Origin of the sequence: Clostridium sp., assembly GCF_018372875.1 — a bacterium.
In the GTDB taxonomy this organism is placed as follows: domain Bacteria; phylum Bacillota; class Clostridia; order Clostridiales; family Clostridiaceae; genus Clostridium.
The window spans coordinates 1-19,734 of sequence record NZ_JAHAIF010000038.1 but is presented as its reverse complement, the minus strand read 5'-3'; the positions used below and the strand labels follow the sequence as shown (position 1 = coordinate 19,734).

17 protein-coding genes are annotated in these 19,734 nt (G+C 30.1%); 4 read left to right on the top strand and 13 right to left on the bottom strand.

The window, feature by feature from the left end:
• Window positions 1-16: 16 nt before the first annotated feature.
• The 9 genes from mfd to purR all read right to left on the bottom strand — a co-directional run bounded on the left by mfd (window position 17) and on the right by purR (window position 11,567).
• Window positions 17-3,523 carry a transcription-repair coupling factor gene (mfd, locus tag KIB46_RS11935; protein ID WP_291672145.1) on the bottom strand — a complete coding sequence of 1,169 codons (3,507 nt, stop codon included), beginning with the start codon at window positions 3,521-3,523 and terminating at the stop codon, window positions 17-19.
• A gap of 14 nt (window positions 3,524-3,537) precedes the next feature.
• Window positions 3,538-4,113, bottom strand: a complete 576-nt coding sequence (gene pth, locus KIB46_RS11930) for an aminoacyl-tRNA hydrolase (RefSeq protein ID WP_291672142.1) — start codon at window positions 4,111-4,113, stop codon at window positions 3,538-3,540.
• Between the two features lie 155 nt (window positions 4,114-4,268).
• A complete protein-coding gene (locus tag KIB46_RS11925; RefSeq protein WP_291672140.1) occupies window positions 4,269-5,369 on the bottom strand; it encodes a trypsin-like peptidase domain-containing protein in 1,101 nt (366 codons plus the stop codon).
• Window positions 5,370-5,385: 16 nt separating this feature from the next.
• Entirely contained in the window at window positions 5,386-6,801 is a 1,416-nt protein-coding gene (locus KIB46_RS11920) for a HAMP domain-containing sensor histidine kinase (RefSeq protein ID WP_156558632.1), read from the bottom strand.
• The gene (locus KIB46_RS11915; RefSeq protein ID WP_156558631.1) at window positions 6,802-7,488 is read right to left on the bottom strand and encodes a response regulator transcription factor; all 687 of its coding nucleotides are present in this window, start codon (window positions 7,486-7,488) and stop codon (window positions 6,802-6,804) included.
• 189 nt (window positions 7,489-7,677) lie between these two features.
• Window positions 7,678-8,637 carry a ribose-phosphate diphosphokinase gene (locus KIB46_RS11910; RefSeq protein ID WP_156558630.1) on the bottom strand — a complete coding sequence of 320 codons (960 nt, stop codon included), beginning with the start codon at window positions 8,635-8,637 and terminating at the stop codon, window positions 7,678-7,680.
• Between the two features lie 54 nt (window positions 8,638-8,691).
• A complete protein-coding gene (gene glmU, locus KIB46_RS11905; protein WP_291672137.1) occupies window positions 8,692-10,059 on the bottom strand; it encodes a bifunctional UDP-N-acetylglucosamine diphosphorylase/glucosamine-1-phosphate N-acetyltransferase GlmU in 1,368 nt (455 codons plus the stop codon).
• Between the two features lie 278 nt (window positions 10,060-10,337).
• Complete coding sequence (gene spoVG / locus KIB46_RS11900; protein ID WP_049178168.1) at window positions 10,338-10,625, bottom strand: septation regulator SpoVG; 288 nt, start codon at window positions 10,623-10,625, stop codon at window positions 10,338-10,340.
• A gap of 126 nt (window positions 10,626-10,751) precedes the next feature.
• The gene (gene purR / locus KIB46_RS11895) at window positions 10,752-11,567 is read right to left on the bottom strand and encodes a pur operon repressor (protein WP_099330054.1); all 816 of its coding nucleotides are present in this window, start codon (window positions 11,565-11,567) and stop codon (window positions 10,752-10,754) included.
• Window positions 11,568-11,771: 204 nt separating this feature from the next.
• Here purR and murC point away from each other — a divergent pair, with 204 nt between their 5' ends.
• From murC to KIB46_RS11880, 3 genes are all read left to right on the top strand, one after another.
• Window positions 11,772-13,148, top strand: coding sequence for a UDP-N-acetylmuramate--L-alanine ligase (gene murC, locus KIB46_RS11890; RefSeq protein WP_291672133.1), 1,377 nt, complete (start codon window positions 11,772-11,774; stop codon window positions 13,146-13,148).
• Between the two features lie 207 nt (window positions 13,149-13,355).
• Window positions 13,356-14,174 carry a purine-nucleoside phosphorylase gene (locus tag KIB46_RS11885; protein ID WP_156558626.1) on the top strand — a complete coding sequence of 273 codons (819 nt, stop codon included), beginning with the start codon at window positions 13,356-13,358 and terminating at the stop codon, window positions 14,172-14,174.
• Between the two features lie 49 nt (window positions 14,175-14,223).
• A complete protein-coding gene (locus KIB46_RS11880; RefSeq protein ID WP_049178162.1) occupies window positions 14,224-15,444 on the top strand; it encodes a NupC/NupG family nucleoside CNT transporter in 1,221 nt (406 codons plus the stop codon).
• Between the two features lie 152 nt (window positions 15,445-15,596).
• Here KIB46_RS11880 and KIB46_RS11875 read toward each other — a convergent pair whose 3' ends face one another.
• From KIB46_RS11875 to KIB46_RS11860, 4 genes are all read right to left on the bottom strand, one after another.
• Window positions 15,597-16,340 carry a hypothetical protein gene (locus KIB46_RS11875; protein ID WP_291672129.1) on the bottom strand — a complete coding sequence of 248 codons (744 nt, stop codon included), beginning with the start codon at window positions 16,338-16,340 and terminating at the stop codon, window positions 15,597-15,599.
• Window positions 16,341-17,213 (bottom strand): ABC transporter ATP-binding protein, encoded by an 873-nt coding sequence (locus KIB46_RS11870; protein WP_291672127.1) that lies wholly within the window; start codon window positions 17,211-17,213, stop codon window positions 16,341-16,343. It lies immediately after the preceding gene.
• A complete protein-coding gene (locus KIB46_RS11865) occupies window positions 17,206-17,574 on the bottom strand; it encodes a GntR family transcriptional regulator (RefSeq protein WP_291672125.1) in 369 nt (122 codons plus the stop codon). The genes KIB46_RS11870 and KIB46_RS11865 overlap by 8 nt, the downstream gene beginning before the upstream one ends.
• 124 nt (window positions 17,575-17,698) lie before the next feature.
• The gene (locus KIB46_RS11860) at window positions 17,699-18,778 is read right to left on the bottom strand and encodes a Xaa-Pro peptidase family protein (RefSeq protein ID WP_156561140.1); all 1,080 of its coding nucleotides are present in this window, start codon (window positions 18,776-18,778) and stop codon (window positions 17,699-17,701) included.
• A 115-nt stretch (window positions 18,779-18,893) separates the two neighbouring features.
• Here KIB46_RS11860 and KIB46_RS11855 point away from each other — a divergent pair, with 115 nt between their 5' ends.
• A complete protein-coding gene (locus KIB46_RS11855) occupies window positions 18,894-19,592 on the top strand; it encodes a metallophosphoesterase family protein (protein ID WP_291672123.1) in 699 nt (232 codons plus the stop codon).
• The last annotated feature ends 142 nt before the right edge of the window (window positions 19,593-19,734 follow it).

Sequence of the window (19,734 nt, the reverse complement as noted above, 5' to 3'; positions counted from 1 at the left end):
CAAATACCTTCTATATTTATTTATTTTTTATTAAATTTTCTAGCATATCTTTAAAGAAAGCTAACATGTTTTCTTTCTTTTGATCCTTTAGCTTAAATATAAATGATGGTATTTCCCCAAACTTCAGCATTATACTATCTTTATACTTATCTATTATTATTTTAAATACTTTCTCGTAATCACTATCTCCTGCTTGGAATTTAAAGATAACATCATTTCCAACTTCTTTTATTTCTTCTATGGATAATAACTTAGCTCTACTCTTTATGTATGCAATGTCCATTAAGTTATAAACAGGGTCTGGAATATCTGAATATCTATCCTCTAATTCCTCTTTTATATCCATATACTCATCTATGCTTTCTATAGCTGCAATCTTTTTATACACTTCTATTTTTTGCATCTCATCTTCTATATATGATGATGGAATGTATGCATCAACTTTTAAGTCTACTGTTGTCTCTATAGGTTCCTTATCAATATCACCCTTAATTAGTTTTACTGTATCTTCTAACATTCTACAATACAAGTCATATCCTATAGCAGCCATATGTCCATGCTGTGCAGATCCCATCATGTTTCCAGCACCTCTAATTTCAAGATCCCTCATAGCTATCTTAAAACCTGAACCTAACTCAGTAAAGTCTTTAAGAGCTTTTAGCCTTTTTTCTGCAACCTCAGTTAAAACTTTATCCTTTGTATATAATAAGTAAGCATATGCTATTCTATTAGAACGGCCAACTCTTCCTCTTAACTGATACAACTGAGATAACCCCATTTTATCGGCATCATATATAATAATTGTATTTACATTCTGAATGTCAATTCCAGTTTCAATTATAGTTGTACATACAAGTACATTATATTCATTAGCCATAAAATCTAGCATTTCTTTTTCTAATTGTCTTTCTGTCATTTGCCCATGAGCTATTCCAACTCTACTTTCAGGGACAAGATTTTTAATGTAGTTAGCTATTTTGTCAATATCTTCTACCCTATTGTATACAAAATATACTTGACCACCTCTACCTATTTCTCTCATAATTGCATCTCGAATTAGTTGATCATTCTGCTCAACAACATAAGTTTGTATAGGATAACGTTCCTCTGGTGGTGTCTCTATTACAGATATATCCCTAACACCAGTTAAAGACATATGTAATGTTCTTGGAATAGGGGTAGCGCTTAAGGTAAGAACATCTACATTCTTCTTTAAGTTCTTAATTTTCTCTTTCTGTGCAACACCAAATCGTTGCTCCTCATCTACTATTAATAGCCCTAGATCTTTAAATACTATATCTTTAGAAACTAATCTATGAGTTCCAACTAAAATATCCACATTACCTTCTTTTACAGATTGCAAAGTACTTTTTTGTTCCTTAGCAGTTCTAAATCTACTTACCATATCTATTTTAATTGGAAAATCTGAAAATCTCTTAATCATATTTTTATAATGCTGCTCAGCTAATATTGTAGTAGGAACAAGAAACGCTACTTGTTTTCCTTCCATTACAGCTTTAAATGCTGCTCTTAAAGCAACCTCTGTTTTTCCATACCCAACATCACCACAAAGTAATCTATCCATTGGCTTATCTGATTCCATATCTTTCTTAATTTCTTCTATTGATGATAGTTGGTCAGGGGTTTCTTGGAATGGAAATTCATCCTCAAACTGCATTTGCCATTCCGTATCCTTTGAATATTTATATCCCTTAACCGCAGCTCTTGCAGCATAAAGTTTTACTAAATCCTCTGCAATTTCATTGATAGATTTTTTAACTTTACTCTTAGCTTTTTGCCACTCTGCTCCACCTAGTTTATTTACTTTAGGGGACTTTCCCTCACTACCAATATACTTTTGGACTAAATCTAATTGGTCAACAGGCACATATAACTTATCACCTTTATCATATACAATATCTAGATAATCTCTCTTATGTCCACTAACTTCTATTTGTTTAATCCCCTTATATACACCTATTCCATGATTTACATGTACTACATAATCTCCAGGTTTTAATTCAGCAAAGCTTTTTATTTTAGATACACCTTTGCTCTTACTTTTGCTTTTAGACAGCTTTCTTTTAGCTTCTCCAAATACCTCTTTGTCTGATATTACACAGGTTTTATATTTAGGACACTCAAATCCCTTTAATAAATTTCCAAATGTTATAACAACTTCTCCTAATGCTATAGATTCAATATCATCTCTATAACTACTCTCTATTCCTCTTTCTCTAAGTGTAGAAACAAGCCTTTCCCCTCTAACTCGTGTACCTGATAATATAACTGTTCTATATCCATCTTTTTTCTTCTTTAAAATATCTTCAATTAACAAATCTAATTGCCCTTGATAATGATGCAAAATAGCAGAATTAATTTCAATCTTCCTTATAGGAGATAAAAATTCACCACCCTTATTAATTGCATCAATAGTAATATTTATGTTTTCTTCTAACAACTCAATAAGCTCTTCTTTCTCAAGTAAAAGCTTCCCTTGAGAAGGCAGTATATCCCCACGTTGAAGAAAAATAGAGTAATTTTCATTAAACTCTAAGTAAGTGCTGTCTAACTTACCTAAAGATCTTACCTTGTCATCAAGTACAAATATATAATCTTCTAAATAGTCAAATAAGCTCTCACTCTTTTTGTAAAATAAAGGTAAATAACTATCTATTGTTTCAAAATCATGAATTTCTCTTAACTCTTCTAAGTTCTTAGAAATAACTGTACTTAACTTAATACCTCTTTCTTTATCTTTATTATTCTTTAATGTTAAATCTAATTCTTCTTTAATGTTATTTAATGCATATTCTATAACTTCATCATCTATTATGATTTCTTTTGCAGGGAACACTTCAATACTATTTACTTTCTCAATACTTCTTTGAGATTCTGTATTAAAAGTTCTTATAGAATCTATTTCATCTCCAAATAATTCAATTCTATATGGATATATAGAATTTGTAGGGAATACATCTAAGAGCCCTCCACGAAGTGAGAACTCTCCTTTTCCTTCTACAACATCAACCCTATCATACCCTGCTTCAACAAGTATTTTAGATAACTCCTTAAAATCAACCTCATTACCTACATTAATACTAATGGTATGTGTTTTAAAAAGTTCTTTTGGAGTATATCTAACTGCAAATGCATCAACTGATGTTACTATTATATTTTTTTTATTTGATAATATTTCTTTTATTACATTTAGCCTTGCCCATCTCAAATCTCCTGAAATTGCGTCAATATTATAGAACACTATTTCTTTAGCTGGGAAGTAATATACATTACTTAAATATAAATTTAAATCTTCATATAAATTCTTAGCTTCCATATCACTATTAGTTATTACAACAACAGGTTTGTCACTAAGTTCATATATTCCATTAATCACATAGGATTTACCTGATTCAGATAATCCTTCAATTTCTATAGGATGTTTATCACTTTTTATATATGATTCCAACTCAATAAATTCTTCACTACTTATTAAGGGTTCCATTAACCCTCTCAACCTCATTTTACGCACCATCCTTAAATCTTCTTATTTGGTATAAATCCATTAAACCTATTCATTGCCTCTTTAGTATCAGTCTTAATTACTACCTCTACTGAATCAGTAATAGCATTTAAAGTTTCTTCTAATACTTCCCTCTCTTCTTTAGAAAATTTCCCCAATACATGGTTAACTAAATCAGATTTAGGTTGTCCTATACCTATTTTTATTCTAGAGAAAATATCAGAACCTAAATGAGCAATTATGCTTTTTATACCATTATGTCCACCTGCACTACCCTTTTCCCTTATTCTTATTCTTCCAACTTCTAAACTTATATCATCATAAAGCACTAAAACATCTTCATTAGAAAGTTTATAAAAATCCATTATTGCTCTTAAACTTTCTCCACTTAAATTCATATATGTTGTAGGCTTTAAAAGTATAACCTTTTCACCACCTATGAATCCTTCTCCATATACACCTTTAAATTTTATCCTATTTAATTCTATATTATACTTTCCAGCAATTTTATCTATGGCATCAAAACCAATATTATGTCTTGTATTTTCATATTCTTTCCCTGGATTTCCTAGTCCAACTATCAAAAACATTTCTATTCTCCTTTTGTTTTAATTATTATCTTAAATAATTATACTAAATAATATTATACTATTAAAATATCTAATTATAATAAAAAGTAACTAAAAATACTATATTTTTAATCTGTACAACATATCTAAAAATAAAAGAGACCTTTAAGCCTCTTTTATTCCATAACCAACTCTATATTAGTTTTTATTCCATCATGAAGTATAGTACCTTTAACAATATCACCAGGATTTTTATCCTTAACTAATTTATATATATCTTCTGGTTTATAAACTTCAACTCCATTTATATCAATTATTATATCAGTAGGAGTTATTCCAGCTTTATCTGCAATTCCACCAGCTTTTACAGTAGCAACATATACACCTTTAACATTTTCTTGTTTTTCACTCAAGGCAATTCCTCTATTTATTCCTAATATATCAGTATTACCTATTAACCTTTCTACTATATGGCTAATTTCATTTCCACTTATAGAGAAACTTAAATCATCTTCACCAAACTTATCATCTATAAACTTACTATTCATAGCAATCAACTTACCATCTATACTACATATTACTCCTCCGTCATTAAATTTATTAATAACTGTATTAGTTTGGACTATTGAATAAACATTCCCTTCATTATCCTTTACTTCATCATTGGTTGATGTTATTACTCCAGGCAAAGATATACCAACATAACTATCTGACATAGCATTTCCTACTGATATAATAAATTCTCCTTCTTTATAATTATTGTATTTTTCTATTTCTATTGGCACCAAATTATCGTAATCTATTTTTATCAATGCTATATCTGCTGTTTCATCATAAGATACTAAATCACCTTTTGATGGCTTTATCCCAGGCGCTATAACATTTACATAAATATCCTTAAAATTTTTAACTCTTGCATAACTTGTAATTATGTATCCTTCTTTTCTTATTGCTATACCTGTTACATTTTCTTCTGTATATTTATTGTTTGAAAGTTTATTAGCCTCATCTGAAATGCTAACCATAGAATATGATACCTTCTCTATTGCTTCAGAAAAGATTTTTTGTAAAGAATCTTTATTAACCTCATAATTTTGCTCTATATTATTTAAAATATTTTCTTTCGAAAAAGTTTTTTGAATTATAACTTTTGCAGATATGGCCCCACTTAACGCCGCAGTAAATATAAAACATACAGTTATAATTATATTTTTAATTCTAAAATATCTTACTCTTTTTCTAAAATATATTTTCGACTCATTTTCTTCGTCACTCATGAAACCCCTCCAAAAACTATATCTTAGATATAGTAAATGTAAATATTACTCCATCTTTTTCATTGTCAACCCAAATATCTTCTCCATGCTGAGCTAATATTAACCTAACTATAGGAAGCCCTAATCCTGTACTATCTTTATTAGTTCTCGCTTTATCAGACTTATAAAATCTATCCCATATCCTTGCTAATTCTTCAGCTTTTAATAATGTTCCATTATTAAATACACTTACATATACCTTGCTTCCTTTATCATTAGTTGTAATTTTTATGTTTCCATTATCATTACTATACTTTATAGCGTTATCAATTATATTAGTTAATACTTGCATTAGCCTATCTCTATCTGCATATACAAATTCATGCTCTCTCCCAAAAGTAACCTCAACATTAACCCCTTTATTTCTTATTTTACCATCAAAATTTGCAATACACTGCTTTATCAATATGTTAATATCAAATTCAATCATATTAAGTTTGAACTTTCCTTCTTCCATTGCAGATATATCTAATAAATCGCTAACTAATCTAGATAACCGCTTTATTTCATCATAAACAATATTTAGATAATAATCTTCCTTATCTTTAGGTATAACTCCGTCTAATATTCCCGCTACAAACCCCTTTATGGAAGTTATTGGCGACCTTAACTCATGAGAAACATTCGATATAAAATCTCTTCTATTCTTGTCTGATTCCTCAATAGATTCTGCCATAACATTGAAGGAATTTGCAAGTTCTCCTATTTCGTCACTTGATGTTATCTTTACTCTTTTACTTACATCTCCCTTAGCTAATCTTCTAGCAGCTATATTTATTTCATTAAGTGGATTTATTATTATTTTTCTTGCAAAATAATATATTATTATTGCAGCCAATATTACAGCAACTATGGCAGACAACCAAACAATTTCATATACATGCCTCAATCCACCTCTTATACTCTCTTCTGATGTTATCATTACTATAATTCCACGAAAATAGTCATTCTGAAATATAGGCTTTAGGTAAGCATGTGATGATGTTTTTATCATTTCTCTACCACCACGTTCAATGGTAAAACCACTTTTTAATTTATCCATATTTTTTTCTGATACACCTATATTCGTATACTTTTTATCTATAAATTTATCACTAGATACTTCATATACATATCCAATATTGTCAGCTATTAATATATCAACATCCATAACGTTACCAAAAAAACTTATACAATCCTTTAGTTCATTTTCCTTTGAACTCTCTTTACCATTGAGATAGGAAAGAACAGAATCAGATATAACTTTACCTTGTCTATCTAATTCCTGTATTTTTTGTCTAAAAAAGTAATTCCTAAACCATAAGGAAAGTACTAATGCAAGCGTTATTAGTATTAAAGCTAGAATTGCAGAGAATGTTATTATAAGCTTGTATACTAACCCCTTTCTCTTCATCTACTTCACCTCAAACTTATACCCTACTCCCCATACAGTTTCTATTTGCCAATCATCTCCTCCACTAAGTTTTTCTCTAAGTCTCTTAACGTGAACATCTACTGTTCTAGAATCTCCTGGATAATCATATCCCCATACTTCACATAAAAGTTGCTCTCTAGTAAACACTTTATTTTTATTAGATGCTAAATAATACAGTAATTCAAATTCTTTAGGAGGCATCTTAATCTCTCCCCCCTTGTATTCAACTTTATATGAATTTGCATCTACTATTAATTCACTAAAATGTAATACTTCTTTGTTTGTACTATCAATAGAATATCTTCTCATTACAGCTTTAACTCTCGCCATTAACTCTTTAGGCTCAAAAGGCTTTACTACATAATCATCAGCCCCAAGCTCTAACGCTAAAACTTTATCAAATGTGTCTCCCTTTGCTGTTAACATTATTACAGGAGTACTTCCTTCTCTTCTTATCCACTTTAATACATCAATACCATCAACGCTAGGTATCATAATATCTAGTAATACTAAATCTGGCTTGTAATTTATAAATTCTTCTTGGGCTCTTTTCCCATCATAAACTACTCTCGTATCATATCCAGAACTTTTTAAGTACATATTAAGTACTTCACAAATATTGTCGTCATCATCTACTACTAATACCTTGCCTAACCTACCATCCATGAATAATCCTCTCCTTCTTATTAACTCTAACTATAAATTTATCACTATTTCTACTAAATATATATACTTTAGATACAAATGTTACAAATTATTCACCTGAAATATACCTGACTACACTATAAATTCCTAAAGAAAAAAGTGCTCTAATTGACATAAAACATCAATCAGAACACTTCTTATATTATGTATTTATTCTTCGAATAACTTACTTATTGGTTCATCATCATATATTCTCTTAATAGCTTCTGCAAAAATAGGTGCTACTGAAAGAGAAGTTATCTTATCTGTTTCTACATTTTCTGGTAAAGTAATAGTATTTAACATTACTAATTCCTCTATTGCAGAATTATTGATTCTTTCAAAAGCAGGTCCTGAAAGAACTCCGTGTGTACAACATGCATAAACAGCAGTTGCTCCTAAATCCTTAAGTGCATTTGCCGCATTTACTATTGTCCCAGCAGTATCTATCATATCATCAATAAGTATACATTTCTTACCTTCAACTTCGCCAATGATATTCATTATTTCTGAAACATTAGCCTTTGGTCTTCTCTTATCGATAATAGCTATTGGTGCATGTAATCTATCAGCAAACTTTCTTGCTCTAGTCACACTTCCTAAATCAGGTGAAACTACTACAACATCATCTTGATCAGCTAATCCTTTTTTAACAAAGTGTTTAGCTAATATTGGTGCTCCCATTAAATGATCTACAGGAATATTAAAGTATCCTTGTATTTGTGAAGCATGTAAATCCATAGTTAAAACTCTGTCTGCTCCTGCAGCTGTTAAAAGGTCTGCAACTAGCTTCGCAGTTATAGGATCTCTTGATTTAGCCTTTCTATCTTGTCTAGCATATCCGTAATAAGGAATAACAGCATTTATTCTACCTGCTGATGCTCTCTTAAATGCATCTATCATTATTAACAATTCCATTAAATTATTATTAACTGGTGAACAAGTAGATTGTACTATGAATACATCCGCACCTCTTACAGTTTCATTAATATCAACAGATATTTCTCCATCACTAAATGTTGATACTTTTGACGCACCCATTGGTACACCAAGTATCTTAGCAATTTCATTTGCCAATTCAGGATGTGAATTTCCAGTAAAAACTTTTATATTTTTGCCATGAGTTAGCATATATTTGAGGACCTCCTTAAAATTAGTACTCTTTAGTTTTTGGTATAATCTATATTATTTTATTAAACCCTTTTTTTTAACCCAACCTTCAACATTTTTTTGCTTAGCTCTAGCTATAGCAAGATCTCCTTCTTTTACTTCAGAAGTTATAGTTGAGCCTGCAGCTATATAAGTATTATCTCCAACCTTTACTGGCGATACTAAATTAGTATTGCAACCTATAAAGCTATTATCACCTATAACAGTTTTATGCTTTTCTTTCCCATCATAATTTACAACAACAGTTCCACATCCAAAGTTGCATCCACTTCCCACTTCTGCATCACCTATGTATGTTAAGTGAGACACCTTAGTTCCATTACCAATAGTTGATTTCTTTATTTCTACAAAATCACCTATTCTAGCATTATTACCAATACTAGTTTCTGGTCTAATATATGCAAATGGCCCAACTGTAGTATTTTCTCCAACTTTACTTTCTAATACTACTGATGCCTGGATTTCCACACCACTTTCTATAATACTATCTTTTATTCTACAATTTTGTAGAATATTACAGTTTTCTTTTATAACTGTTTTTCCTTCAATTATATTGTTAGGATATATAATAGTATCCTTTCCTATTTCAACGTCTGGTCCTATATAAGTAGTCTTTGGATCTATTAATGTTACACCATTTTCTAAATGCGTATTATTTATTCTTCTTCTTAATATTTCTTCAGCTTCTGCTAATTGAACTCTCGAGTTTACCCCTATAGTATCTTCATAATCAGCCACTACAGCCCCAACTCTCTTACCGGCTTCTTTTAGTATTCCAATAACATCAGTTAAATAATATTCCCCTTGTGAATTATTGTTAGAAAGCTTATCTAATGAAGATAAAAGTTCTTTTATATCAAAGCAGTACATTGCTGCATTCATTTCATTAACCTTTAGCTCTTCTTCGTTACAGTCTTTATGTTCTACAATTTTTACAACTTCATCTCCATTTCTTATAATTCTACCGTATCCAGTAGGATCATCTACAAAAGCAGATAATAAAGTTGCAGAATTGTTTTTCTCTATATGTTCATTCATTAATCTTTCTATAGTTTCTACCTTAGTTAGTGGTGCATCTCCTGCAAATATTGCAACCACACCATCTTTTCCTTCTAAGAAACTCTTAGCACACTTTACAGCATGACCAGTTCCTAATTGCTCTTCTTGTAATGAGTAATATACATCTCTACTTTTTGTGCCTTCTTTTACCAGCTCCGCACCTTTTCCTACAATTACATTAACATCTTGTATGCAAGCTTTTCTCATGTTGTCTATAACATGATTCACCATTTCTTTTCCACAAACTTTGTGTAATACCTTTGGAATATCTGACTTAATTCTCTTTCCTTGACCAGCTGCTAGAATAAGAGCACATTTATACACAATACCACCTCAAAACTTTCTTTTATTATATAAAATAACTAAGTAAACTATATATACTTACTTTATTATATTTGAATAACTATATCATTTCAACCTTTCGCAAATTTTTGCATAATTCTATAAAATCAAAAAAGTTTTGGATATTTATTTTGCTTGTTTCGTTGCAAGCTTCAAGTCACAGAATAACTTTGATTTAGAGCAAATTAAAATTTTATACTTTTCTAGACACTAAAAAAAAATAAAAGGAAGTATCACTCCCTTTTATTTTAGTAAATAAATTATTCACTTACTGATTCTTCAGTTGTTTCTTCATTAAGCGCTTTTTCATAAGCATCTAATATAGAACCTTGAATCTTCTCTCTAGTGTCTGTGTTTATAGGATGCGCTATATCCTTAAACTCCCCATCTGGTGTCTTCCTACTTGGCATAGCAATAAATAATCCATTTTGACCTTCAATAATTTTAATATCGTGTACAACGAATTCATTATCAAAAGTAACGGAAACTATAGCTTTCATTTTCCCGTCAGTAGTAATCTTTCTGATTCTAACATCTGTGATTTGCACTGCACTACACCTCCAGTTGCCTTAATGGTAATATAATTCTCCATTTCCTCCCAAATTCCTCTTTTTATTCAAAATAAATTTAGAAAATTTAGTTTTGCATCATATTTCCACTAAAACATTGACTTATTAAGAAAACATCTCTGATGGTTGTACTTCTATTATTGAAGATTTATCTACTGAATTTAGTTCTACAATAGAAACATAATCATCAACTAATTTTTTTTCTACTTGCTTATTATCTATAAGAACTCCTATTCCAACTAATTCACTATCAAATTCTTTTAGTAAATCTTTAATTCCTTGAGCAGTTCCTCCACCCTTCATAAAGTCATCAATAAAAATACATTTACTTGATGGCTTCATAGATCTCTTAGATAATGACATTTGTTGTAGTCTTCCACTTGTTCCAGATACATAATTTATAGTTACTGTAGGGCCTTCAGTAACTTGAGTATCTCTTCTTGCTATAACAAGTTGAACTCCTAAGTTCCTAGCAACTTCATATGCAAGAGGTATCCCCTTTGTTTCCACTGTTATTACATAATCTATATCCATGTTTTTGAAACATGATGATAATATCACTCCTGCTTTACCTATAATTTGAGGATTGTACATAACATCAGTAACATATATAAAGTTACCTGCAATAACTCTTCCATCATCTTTAAGTAAATCACATAATTCTAAAGCAAATTTGTTTCCTTTTTCATACCCTATAATAGGAATAAATTTTATTCCACCAGCTGCTCCAGAAATTGTTTCAACTTTTCCCATTTCAAGTTTTTCTAATAACTCTCTTATTATAACTATATCTTCACTTATTGTTGATTTTGCTGCATTTAATAAATCCGAAAATTGATTTAATCCTAAAATTTTATTAGGGTTTTCTAATAATAACTTTGTAATAGCTACAACCCTACTATTTCTGCTTAACTTTTCCACTTACATCACCTACATTTTTCATAATTACACGAATTATCCAATTATAAACAACTCCTAATATTCATATTCTATTCCATATCTTTACCAATATCAATAGCTTTTAAACACTAATTTTGTAGAATGGTATTTTTTTACCCTAATGTGTGTTCATTTTATAAAATTTGTATATAATTATAAATGTACTAAGAAAAAGGGGATGATAACTTGTCATTTGATTTTATAAAAGATAAACATATGAAAATCCACTTCATTGGAATTGGTGGAATCAGTATGAGCGGGTTAGCCGCTGTTTTATTAAATAACGGATATAAGGTTTCAGGTTCTGATTCTAAGGAGTCTGCAATTCTTGATAAACTTAGAAAAAAAGGTGCACAAATATACATAGGTCATGATAGTAAAAACTTAGTTGATGTTGACTTAGTCGTATATACAGCAGCAATTCCCGACAGTAATCCTGAAATTATAGAGGCTAAAAAGCAAAACTTAATATTAATGGATAGGGCAGAATTTTTAGGATTAATAATGAAAGGTCATAAATATAATGTAGCAGTTGCTGGTACTCATGGTAAAACCACATGTACCTCTATGATTTCACATATAACCCTTGAAGGAGATCTAGACCCTACAATATTAGTAGGTGGAGAATTAGATGTAATTAATGGTAATTATAGAATTGGTCAAAGTGAGTATTTTATTACTGAAGCATGTGAATATAAAGCTTCATTTTTAAGATTCTTCCCATACGTAGGAATAATTCTTAATATAGATGCAGACCACTTAGATTACTACAAAGATATAAATCATATAGCAGAAACATTTGAAAAATTCTCTCATCTAATACCTAAAGATGGCTACTTAATAGGATATGGGGGAGACGAAAGGGTAAAAGCTATATTAGACAAAGCAGACTGTAATACTATAAGCTATGGATTCGATAATGAAGATATCGTTGCTAAAAACATTTCTTATGACAATAAAGGTTGTGCAACATTTACTGTTTACGAAAAAGATAAAGAACTATTCAAAGTTTCCTTATCAAATCCAGGAAAACACAATGTATTAAATGCCCTTTCAGCTATATCTACAGGTTTAATATTTAACATTCCAAGTGATAAAATAATATCTGGCCTAAAAAAATGCAAGGGTGCTCATAAAAGATTCGAATATAAAGGCGAAGTTAATGGCATAACGATTATAGATGACTATGCACATCATCCAGTTGAAATAAAAGCCACATTAAATACAGCTCAAAAAGTTGATCATAATAAAGTTTATTGTGTATTCCAACCCCACACATATACTAGAACAAAAACTTTATTTGATGAATTTACAACAGCTTTCGATAATTGTGATGAGCTTATTCTAATGGACATATATGCTGCAAGAGAAGCAGATACAGGTCTAGTCTCATCAGATGAACTAGGTGATGCAATAAGAGCTAGAGGAATTAAATGTACTAATGTTCATTCTCATGAAGAAGCTGCTAATATCTTAAAATCAAAAGCAAAAAGTGGAGACATTATCTTAACAGTAGGTGCAGGAGATGTAGTTATTGTTGGAGATAAAATACTAGGAAAATAGAGCAAAAAAAATTAAGACATTATCTAAAATACTATTATTTTAGATAATGTCTTTTGTTATACCCTAAACTTTCCTCTCATAATTTATATAAAAATCCTTTATTTATCATTGAAAAATCTTCATCTTTTTTATAAGCTATAGTAGTTATTTAAAATTAGACTTATAAAATTAATAATTTATAACAAAATATAAGTAGGAGTGATTTTTATGGATTTATTAAACAATATCAAAGCTGCCGTAGAATTTATCCAAAAAAAGAGCAAATATACCCCTGAAATAGGGCTAATACTTGGCTCTGGATTAGGTTCATTGGCTGATAGTATTGAAGACGCTGAATACTATGATTATAGTAGCTTACCAAACTTCCCAGTTTCAACTGTTGAAGGGCATGCAGGACGTCTAGTTATTGGTAAACTTAAAGGAAAAATAGTTGTTGCCATGCAAGGAAGATTCCACTTTTATGAAGGATATAGCATGGCTGATGTCACTTTTCCAGTAAGAGTTATGAAGCTTCTTGGCGTTAAAACATTAGTTGTTACTAATGCAGCTGGTGCCGTAAATACATCATTTAATCCAGGAGATCTTATGATAATAACTGATCATATAAATCTTTCTGGTTCAAATCCACTAATAGGTAGAAATCTTGATTCATTTGGAGTTAGGTTCCCTGATATGTCAGAAGCTTATAATAAAAATCTAGTATCTTTAGTAAAAGACGTTGCCTCATCTCAAGGTCTTGATATTAAAGAAGGAGTATATGCAATGATGAGTGGTCCTACATATGAAACTCCTGCAGAAATAAGAATGGTTAGAGTTATGGGGGCTGATGCTGTTGGTATGTCTACAGTTCCAGAAGTTATAATTGCTAAACATTCTGGTATGAATGTTATAGGAATATCTTGTTTAACAAATATGGCTGCAGGAATTTTAGATCAACCTTTAAATCATGAAGAAGTTATAGAAACTTCAAATATGGCAAAAAATAATTTTATAAATCTTATGACATCTTTAATCGAAAGATTATAAAAAACACAAACAAATGATAAAATTTTAGCATAACAAAGGAGAAATTAAATTGGACAGATTTATTGGAATTTTAGGCGTTATCGTTATTTTAGGAATAGCTTATTTATTTTCAGAAAATAAGAAAAAGATTAATTGGAGACTTGTAGCTACGGGATTAGGACTACAAATAATATTTGCTTTAATTATATTAAAAGTTCCATTTGGTAGAAAAGCATTTGAAGCTGCTAGTGGATTTATAACAAGAATTCTTGATTTTACTGCTGAAGGTACTACATTCTTATTTGGTAACCTTACAGATCAAGCTACTTTCGGTTCAATATTTGCTTTAAATGTATTGCCTACAATTATATTCTTTTCAGCTTTAATGGGAATTCTTTATTACTTAGGAATAATGCAAGCTATAGTTAAATTTATAGCTAAGGGAATATGTAAATTACTTGGTACATCAGGAGCAGAAACACTTAGCGCTGTTGGTAATATATTTTTAGGTCAAACAGAAGCACCTTTATTAGTTAGACCTTACATAAGCTCTATGACTAAATCAGAAATGACGGCTATTATGGTTGGTGGTATGGCAACCGTTGCCGGTGGTGTTATGGCTGGATATGTAGCAATGGGAATTAATGCAGGTCACCTTCTAGCTGCTAGTATAATGGCTGCACCAGCTGGACTTGTTTTAGCAAAAATGCTAGTTCCAGAAACTGAAGAACCTGAAACAAAGGATATAACTAATATTGAAGTTGAAAAGACTGCTTCAAATGTGGTTGAAGCTGCTGCAAATGGTGCTAGTGATGGTTTAATGTTAGCTCTTAATGTTGCTGCAATGCTATTAGCTTTCGTTGCACTTATTGCTCTATTTAATTACTTAATTGGTTTAGTTGGTGGATTATTTGGTTTCCCTGAATTAAGTTTAAACTGGATTTTAGGTAAACTTTTCTCCCCACTAGCATTTGTAATGGGAGTACCAACTGGAGATTTATCAGCAGCTGGTAGCTTATTAGGTCAAAAAGTTATGATTAATGAATTCGTTGCTTACTCTGATCTTTCAGCTCTATCAGCAAGCGGAGTACTACAAGAGAAAACAATTTTAATTATGACTTATGCACTTTGTGGATTTGCTAACATTAGTTCAGTTGCAATTCAAATTGGTGGTATAGGAGCTATGGCACCAAACAAAAAAGGAACAATTGCTAAATTAGGTTTTAAAGCATTACTTGGTGGTGCATTAGCAACTTGTTTAACAGCTACAATAGCAGGAATATTATTCTAATAACAAAGCGAGTATTATTTTACAATACTCGCTTTTCTATTTATTCTAACCTCATCAACTCTGCTTTCACCTATATATTTATATATTTATATATTCATATATTTTTTTATTGTTATATTTATATATTTGTATATTTGTACGTTATTGAATTTTTATTTAGTTGCTTCAGCTTTTCTTTGTAAAATATAATTAATCACAAAACATATAGAAGATATTACAATAAGAGTCGTTACTCCAACATAAACATTTCTACTTTCATATCCAAATATCTTTGAAAGTAAGCCTCCTATATTAATCCAAAAACTTTCCGAAATAAAACTTGATGTCATTACAAGGGTTGCTATAATTCCTCCAGCAATATATTTACCAATCTTGTTTAACCTAAACAATACTGTAGTAATTAATAACCCTATAGAAAATATAACTAATAATACTCCAACTAAAAATAAGTAATTTCCTAAAAGAGATGTAATACTATTATCAACCTTAAATAATACACCTTCAAAAAAAGCTATATCTCTAACTTTCCCATAAATCATATCATAGTTCATTGGACACCCTACAAATAAATTATAGATCCTATTGATTATAATATCTATCACAGGAATTATCAACGAAACTATAACAGAGTAAAAAAGTGTTCCTAAATAAAAACTTTTTCTAGAAACATTATTAGCTTGTGAAAAGTAGAAAGGACCTTTAAATGAATTTAAAGCTGTTACAAAAATAAAAATCCACGTACTTAATTCTAAACCTGAGGACCTAAAATTTCCTTCACTACTTCCAGCTAACATAGATAATACAACTATTACTGCTATAAATATTAAATAATATATTATAGTTGGTTTAATAAATGTTTCTATTTGATACTTGCATACCTTTTTTGCTTTATCCACCTATACTCCCCCCTTACTTGTTAAATTTACAAATAGCTTTTGAAGCTCAACTTTTGATATTTCTAAATCTAATTCCTTAACTCTCATACTATCTTCATTACTTCTCTTGCCATCTATAGTAACTTTTTTAAATCCTCCAAGAACCTCTTCTGATACTATCTTTTTATCTTTTACATACTCATCAACCTTATCACTCTTTCCTGATACCGCATAACATTCAGAGATTAATGATTCTACCGAATTACACTTTAGTACCTTTCCATCTTTAATAATAACTACATACTCTATAAGATCAGATATTTCTTCAATTATATGAGTTGAAAGGATTATAGTACTTTCATTTTTTTCATAAACCTTTAATAATTCTGAGTAAAATAATTCTCTATGATTTGCATCCAAACCTAAAACTGGCTCATCAAATATAAGCACCTCTGCATTAGATGCTAAAGATATAATAATCTTACATATTGAATTATATCCTGTAGATAAACTTCTTAGCTTTTTATCTATATTTAGTTCAAATAATTCACTTAGCTTTTTTGCATAATCCATATCAAAGTTTTTATAAAAATCTTTTGTCCACTTGAATATATCTTTAACCTTATATTCAGTAGGTAATAAATCTCTTTCTGTCATAAAATATATCTTAGAAAGTGCCACATCGTTTTCTATAGCGCTTTCTCCGTCTACAATTATTTCCCCGGAATTAAAAAAAACTCTATTTGTTATACAATTTAAAAGAGTTGTTTTACCAGCTCCATTTCTCCCTAAAAGCCCATAAATCTTTCCAGACTCAAATTCTAAAGATATATTATCTAAAACCTTATTTGATCCATATATCTTTACTAACCCAGATATTTTAATATTACTCATTACTTAGCCCCCCTTTTATCATTTCTATTATCTCATCACTTGTTATCCCCAATCTTTTTCCTTCTTCTATTAACTTAAATACATAATTATCAAAAAAAGTTGCTCTTCTTTTTTCCTTTAACTTTTCTTTTGCTCCACTACAAACAAACATACCTACACCTCTCTTTTTATAAATAATATTTTCCCCAACTAACAGGTTATATCCCTTTCCTACAGTTGCTGGATTTATTTTATATGTCACAGATATTTCTGTTGTAGAAGGCACTTGTTCCTCTTCTTCGTATATGCCATTTAGAATTCCATCTTCTATTGTATTAGCTATTTGTATATAAATTGGTGACTCATCATTAAACTCAAACATATTTTCACTCCTACCTCATTTGTTAGTTACTTATGTAATTAACCATAGCACTTCTAAATTTTGTTGTCAAGAATTTTTTTCCACAAAATAAAAGAACTGTATTTACACAGTTCTTTTAAACTTATTATTCTACTACTAATAAATCTTTTGTTACAGAGTTTAAAACCTTACAGCCATCCTTAGTAACCATAACTAAGTCCTCTATTCTTACGCCTATTCTTCCTGGGATATATATTCCTGGCTCTATAGAAAAAATCATTCCCTCTTTTACTTCTTCATGATTGACCGAGCTAACATCACCAAAATCATGATCTTCAATTCCTATACTATGCCCAGTTCTATGAGTAAAGTACTTTCCATACCCTTTTGATTCTATATAATCCCTCGCAGCTTTATCTATATCAGAGAATCTTACTCCCTCCTTAACCATAGATATTGCATTTAAATTAGCGTTTTTAACCACTTCATAAACTTCTCTATCTTCTTCACTTGGTTCACACCCAAAGAATACTGTCCTAGTCATATCTGAGCAATAAGATTTATACACTCCCCCAATATCAATTACTATACTTTGACCTTTTTTCAATACAGTATTATCTGTTCCATGATGAGGATCTGCTCCATTAGGACTAAATGCAACTATAGGTGAAAAAGAGAATTCAAATACACCTTCTTCTTCATAAAGTTCTTTTACACGTTCCGCATAATATTTTTCAGTTTTCCCTTCTTCTAATTCACTTATTAACTTTTCAATTACCCTATCATTTTTTTCAGAAGATATGAACATTAATTCTTTTTCTTCTTCATCTTTAATCATTCTTAATCTATCTATAATTGGAGAGGCATTTACATATCCACTTGCAGCATTCATATCCATTAAAGAAATTAGGAAATGTGCTGGCCAATTCTTATCTACACCAATCTTTTCACTTTTATCTAAGAATGACGCTAATATTTCTACTGGCTTATCTATATCCTCATACCAAACTAAGTCTACACCTAACTCCTCTTCTACAGGGAATAACTTATTAACTATAAGCTTATGTTCTCCATTTGCCTTTAACAAAAGAGTAACCATTCTCTCCCCTGGATGAAACCATTTCCCTGTTAAATAAAATATTGCTGGAGGTGCTGAAACTAAGATTTGTTTTAACCCCTCATCTTTCATTTTTTCTAGTACTTTATTTACTCTATTTTCTTTCATTTGTTTCACTCCTAAAATATTAATTACTTTATTCTTATATTACATCACATTAATTATAATATCTATTTCTTTATGCTATAATTACTTATATATAAAGTGTATTGGAGGAATTTAAATGAAAATAGGAATTATATCAGATATACACGGAAACATTTATGCACTAATGAGAGTGTTAGAGGACTTAGATGATCAAAAAATAGACACTATTATATGTCTTGGAGATTTGGTTGGATATGGACCCCATCCAAATGAAGTAGTTTCTATAATTAGAAGAAAAAACATAATATGTATAAAAGGTAATTATGACGCTTCTGTAGTAGATGGAGCATACACTTATATTAGAGATACAGCAATTAACTCTTTCTCTCTTCCTTGGACTGTTCAAGAGTTAAGAGCAGAAAATAGATATTATCTAGATAATCTTCCTACAAATATTACTCTAGAGTTTAATGGTAAGAAAATTAAGTTTGTTCACGGAAGTAACAATTCTATTAATGAATATCTTTTAGAGGATTCAGATAACACAATTAATGTTATGAATTCTTTAGAAGAAGATGTTTTAGTTTGTGCCCATACACACATCCCATCAATAAAAGAGTACAATAACAAATTATTTGTTAATGATGGTAGTGTAGGAAAACCCAAAATAGGATCACCTGACTCAACATATTGTATTTTAGACATCGATAAAGATGGTAATATAAAAGGAAAAATAAGACACATTTCTTATGAATATAAAAGAATAGTAAAAGATATGCAAATATTAAACTTCCCTGCCGCTTTAGTAAGAAGTTTTGAAGAAGGCGTTGAATAAAAAAGTGGAGTGAATGTTTTCTACTATCATATCACTAAAAAAGTAAGGAGCTGTCGCATTAGCGGAATAAAATCCGTTAGCGACAGCTCCTTTTTTCCTATTTTACGAATAACCTTTAGATATTATTTGTACTTAAACACAT

Coding starts and splice junctions, on each gene's coding strand:
- mfd (WP_291672145.1), bottom strand. CDS start 3,523: ATGAGGTTGAGAGGGTTAATGGAACCCTTAATAAGTAGTGAAGAATTT.
- KIB46_RS11865 (WP_291672125.1), bottom strand. CDS start 17,574: ATGTTTGAGTTTAATGATGAGTCACCAATTTATATACAAATAGCTAAT.
- KIB46_RS11920 (WP_156558632.1), bottom strand. CDS start 6,801: ATGAAGAGAAAGGGGTTAGTATACAAGCTTATAATAACATTCTCTGCA.
- KIB46_RS11885 (WP_156558626.1), top strand. CDS start 13,356: ATGGATTTATTAAACAATATCAAAGCTGCCGTAGAATTTATCCAAAAA.
- KIB46_RS11915 (WP_156558631.1), bottom strand. CDS start 7,488: ATGGATGGTAGGTTAGGCAAGGTATTAGTAGTAGATGATGACGACAAT.
- KIB46_RS11860 (WP_156561140.1), bottom strand. CDS start 18,778: ATGAAAGAAAATAGAGTAAATAAAGTACTAGAAAAAATGAAAGATGAG.
- KIB46_RS11855 (WP_291672123.1), top strand. CDS start 18,894: ATGAAAATAGGAATTATATCAGATATACACGGAAACATTTATGCACTA.
- KIB46_RS11925 (WP_291672140.1), bottom strand. CDS start 5,369: ATGAGTGACGAAGAAAATGAGTCGAAAATATATTTTAGAAAAAGAGTA.
- pth (WP_291672142.1), bottom strand. CDS start 4,113: ATGTTTTTGATAGTTGGACTAGGAAATCCAGGGAAAGAATATGAAAAT.
- KIB46_RS11870 (WP_291672127.1), bottom strand. CDS start 17,213: ATGAGTAATATTAAAATATCTGGGTTAGTAAAGATATATGGATCAAAT.
- KIB46_RS11910 (WP_156558630.1), bottom strand. CDS start 8,637: ATGCTAACTCATGGCAAAAATATAAAAGTTTTTACTGGAAATTCACAT.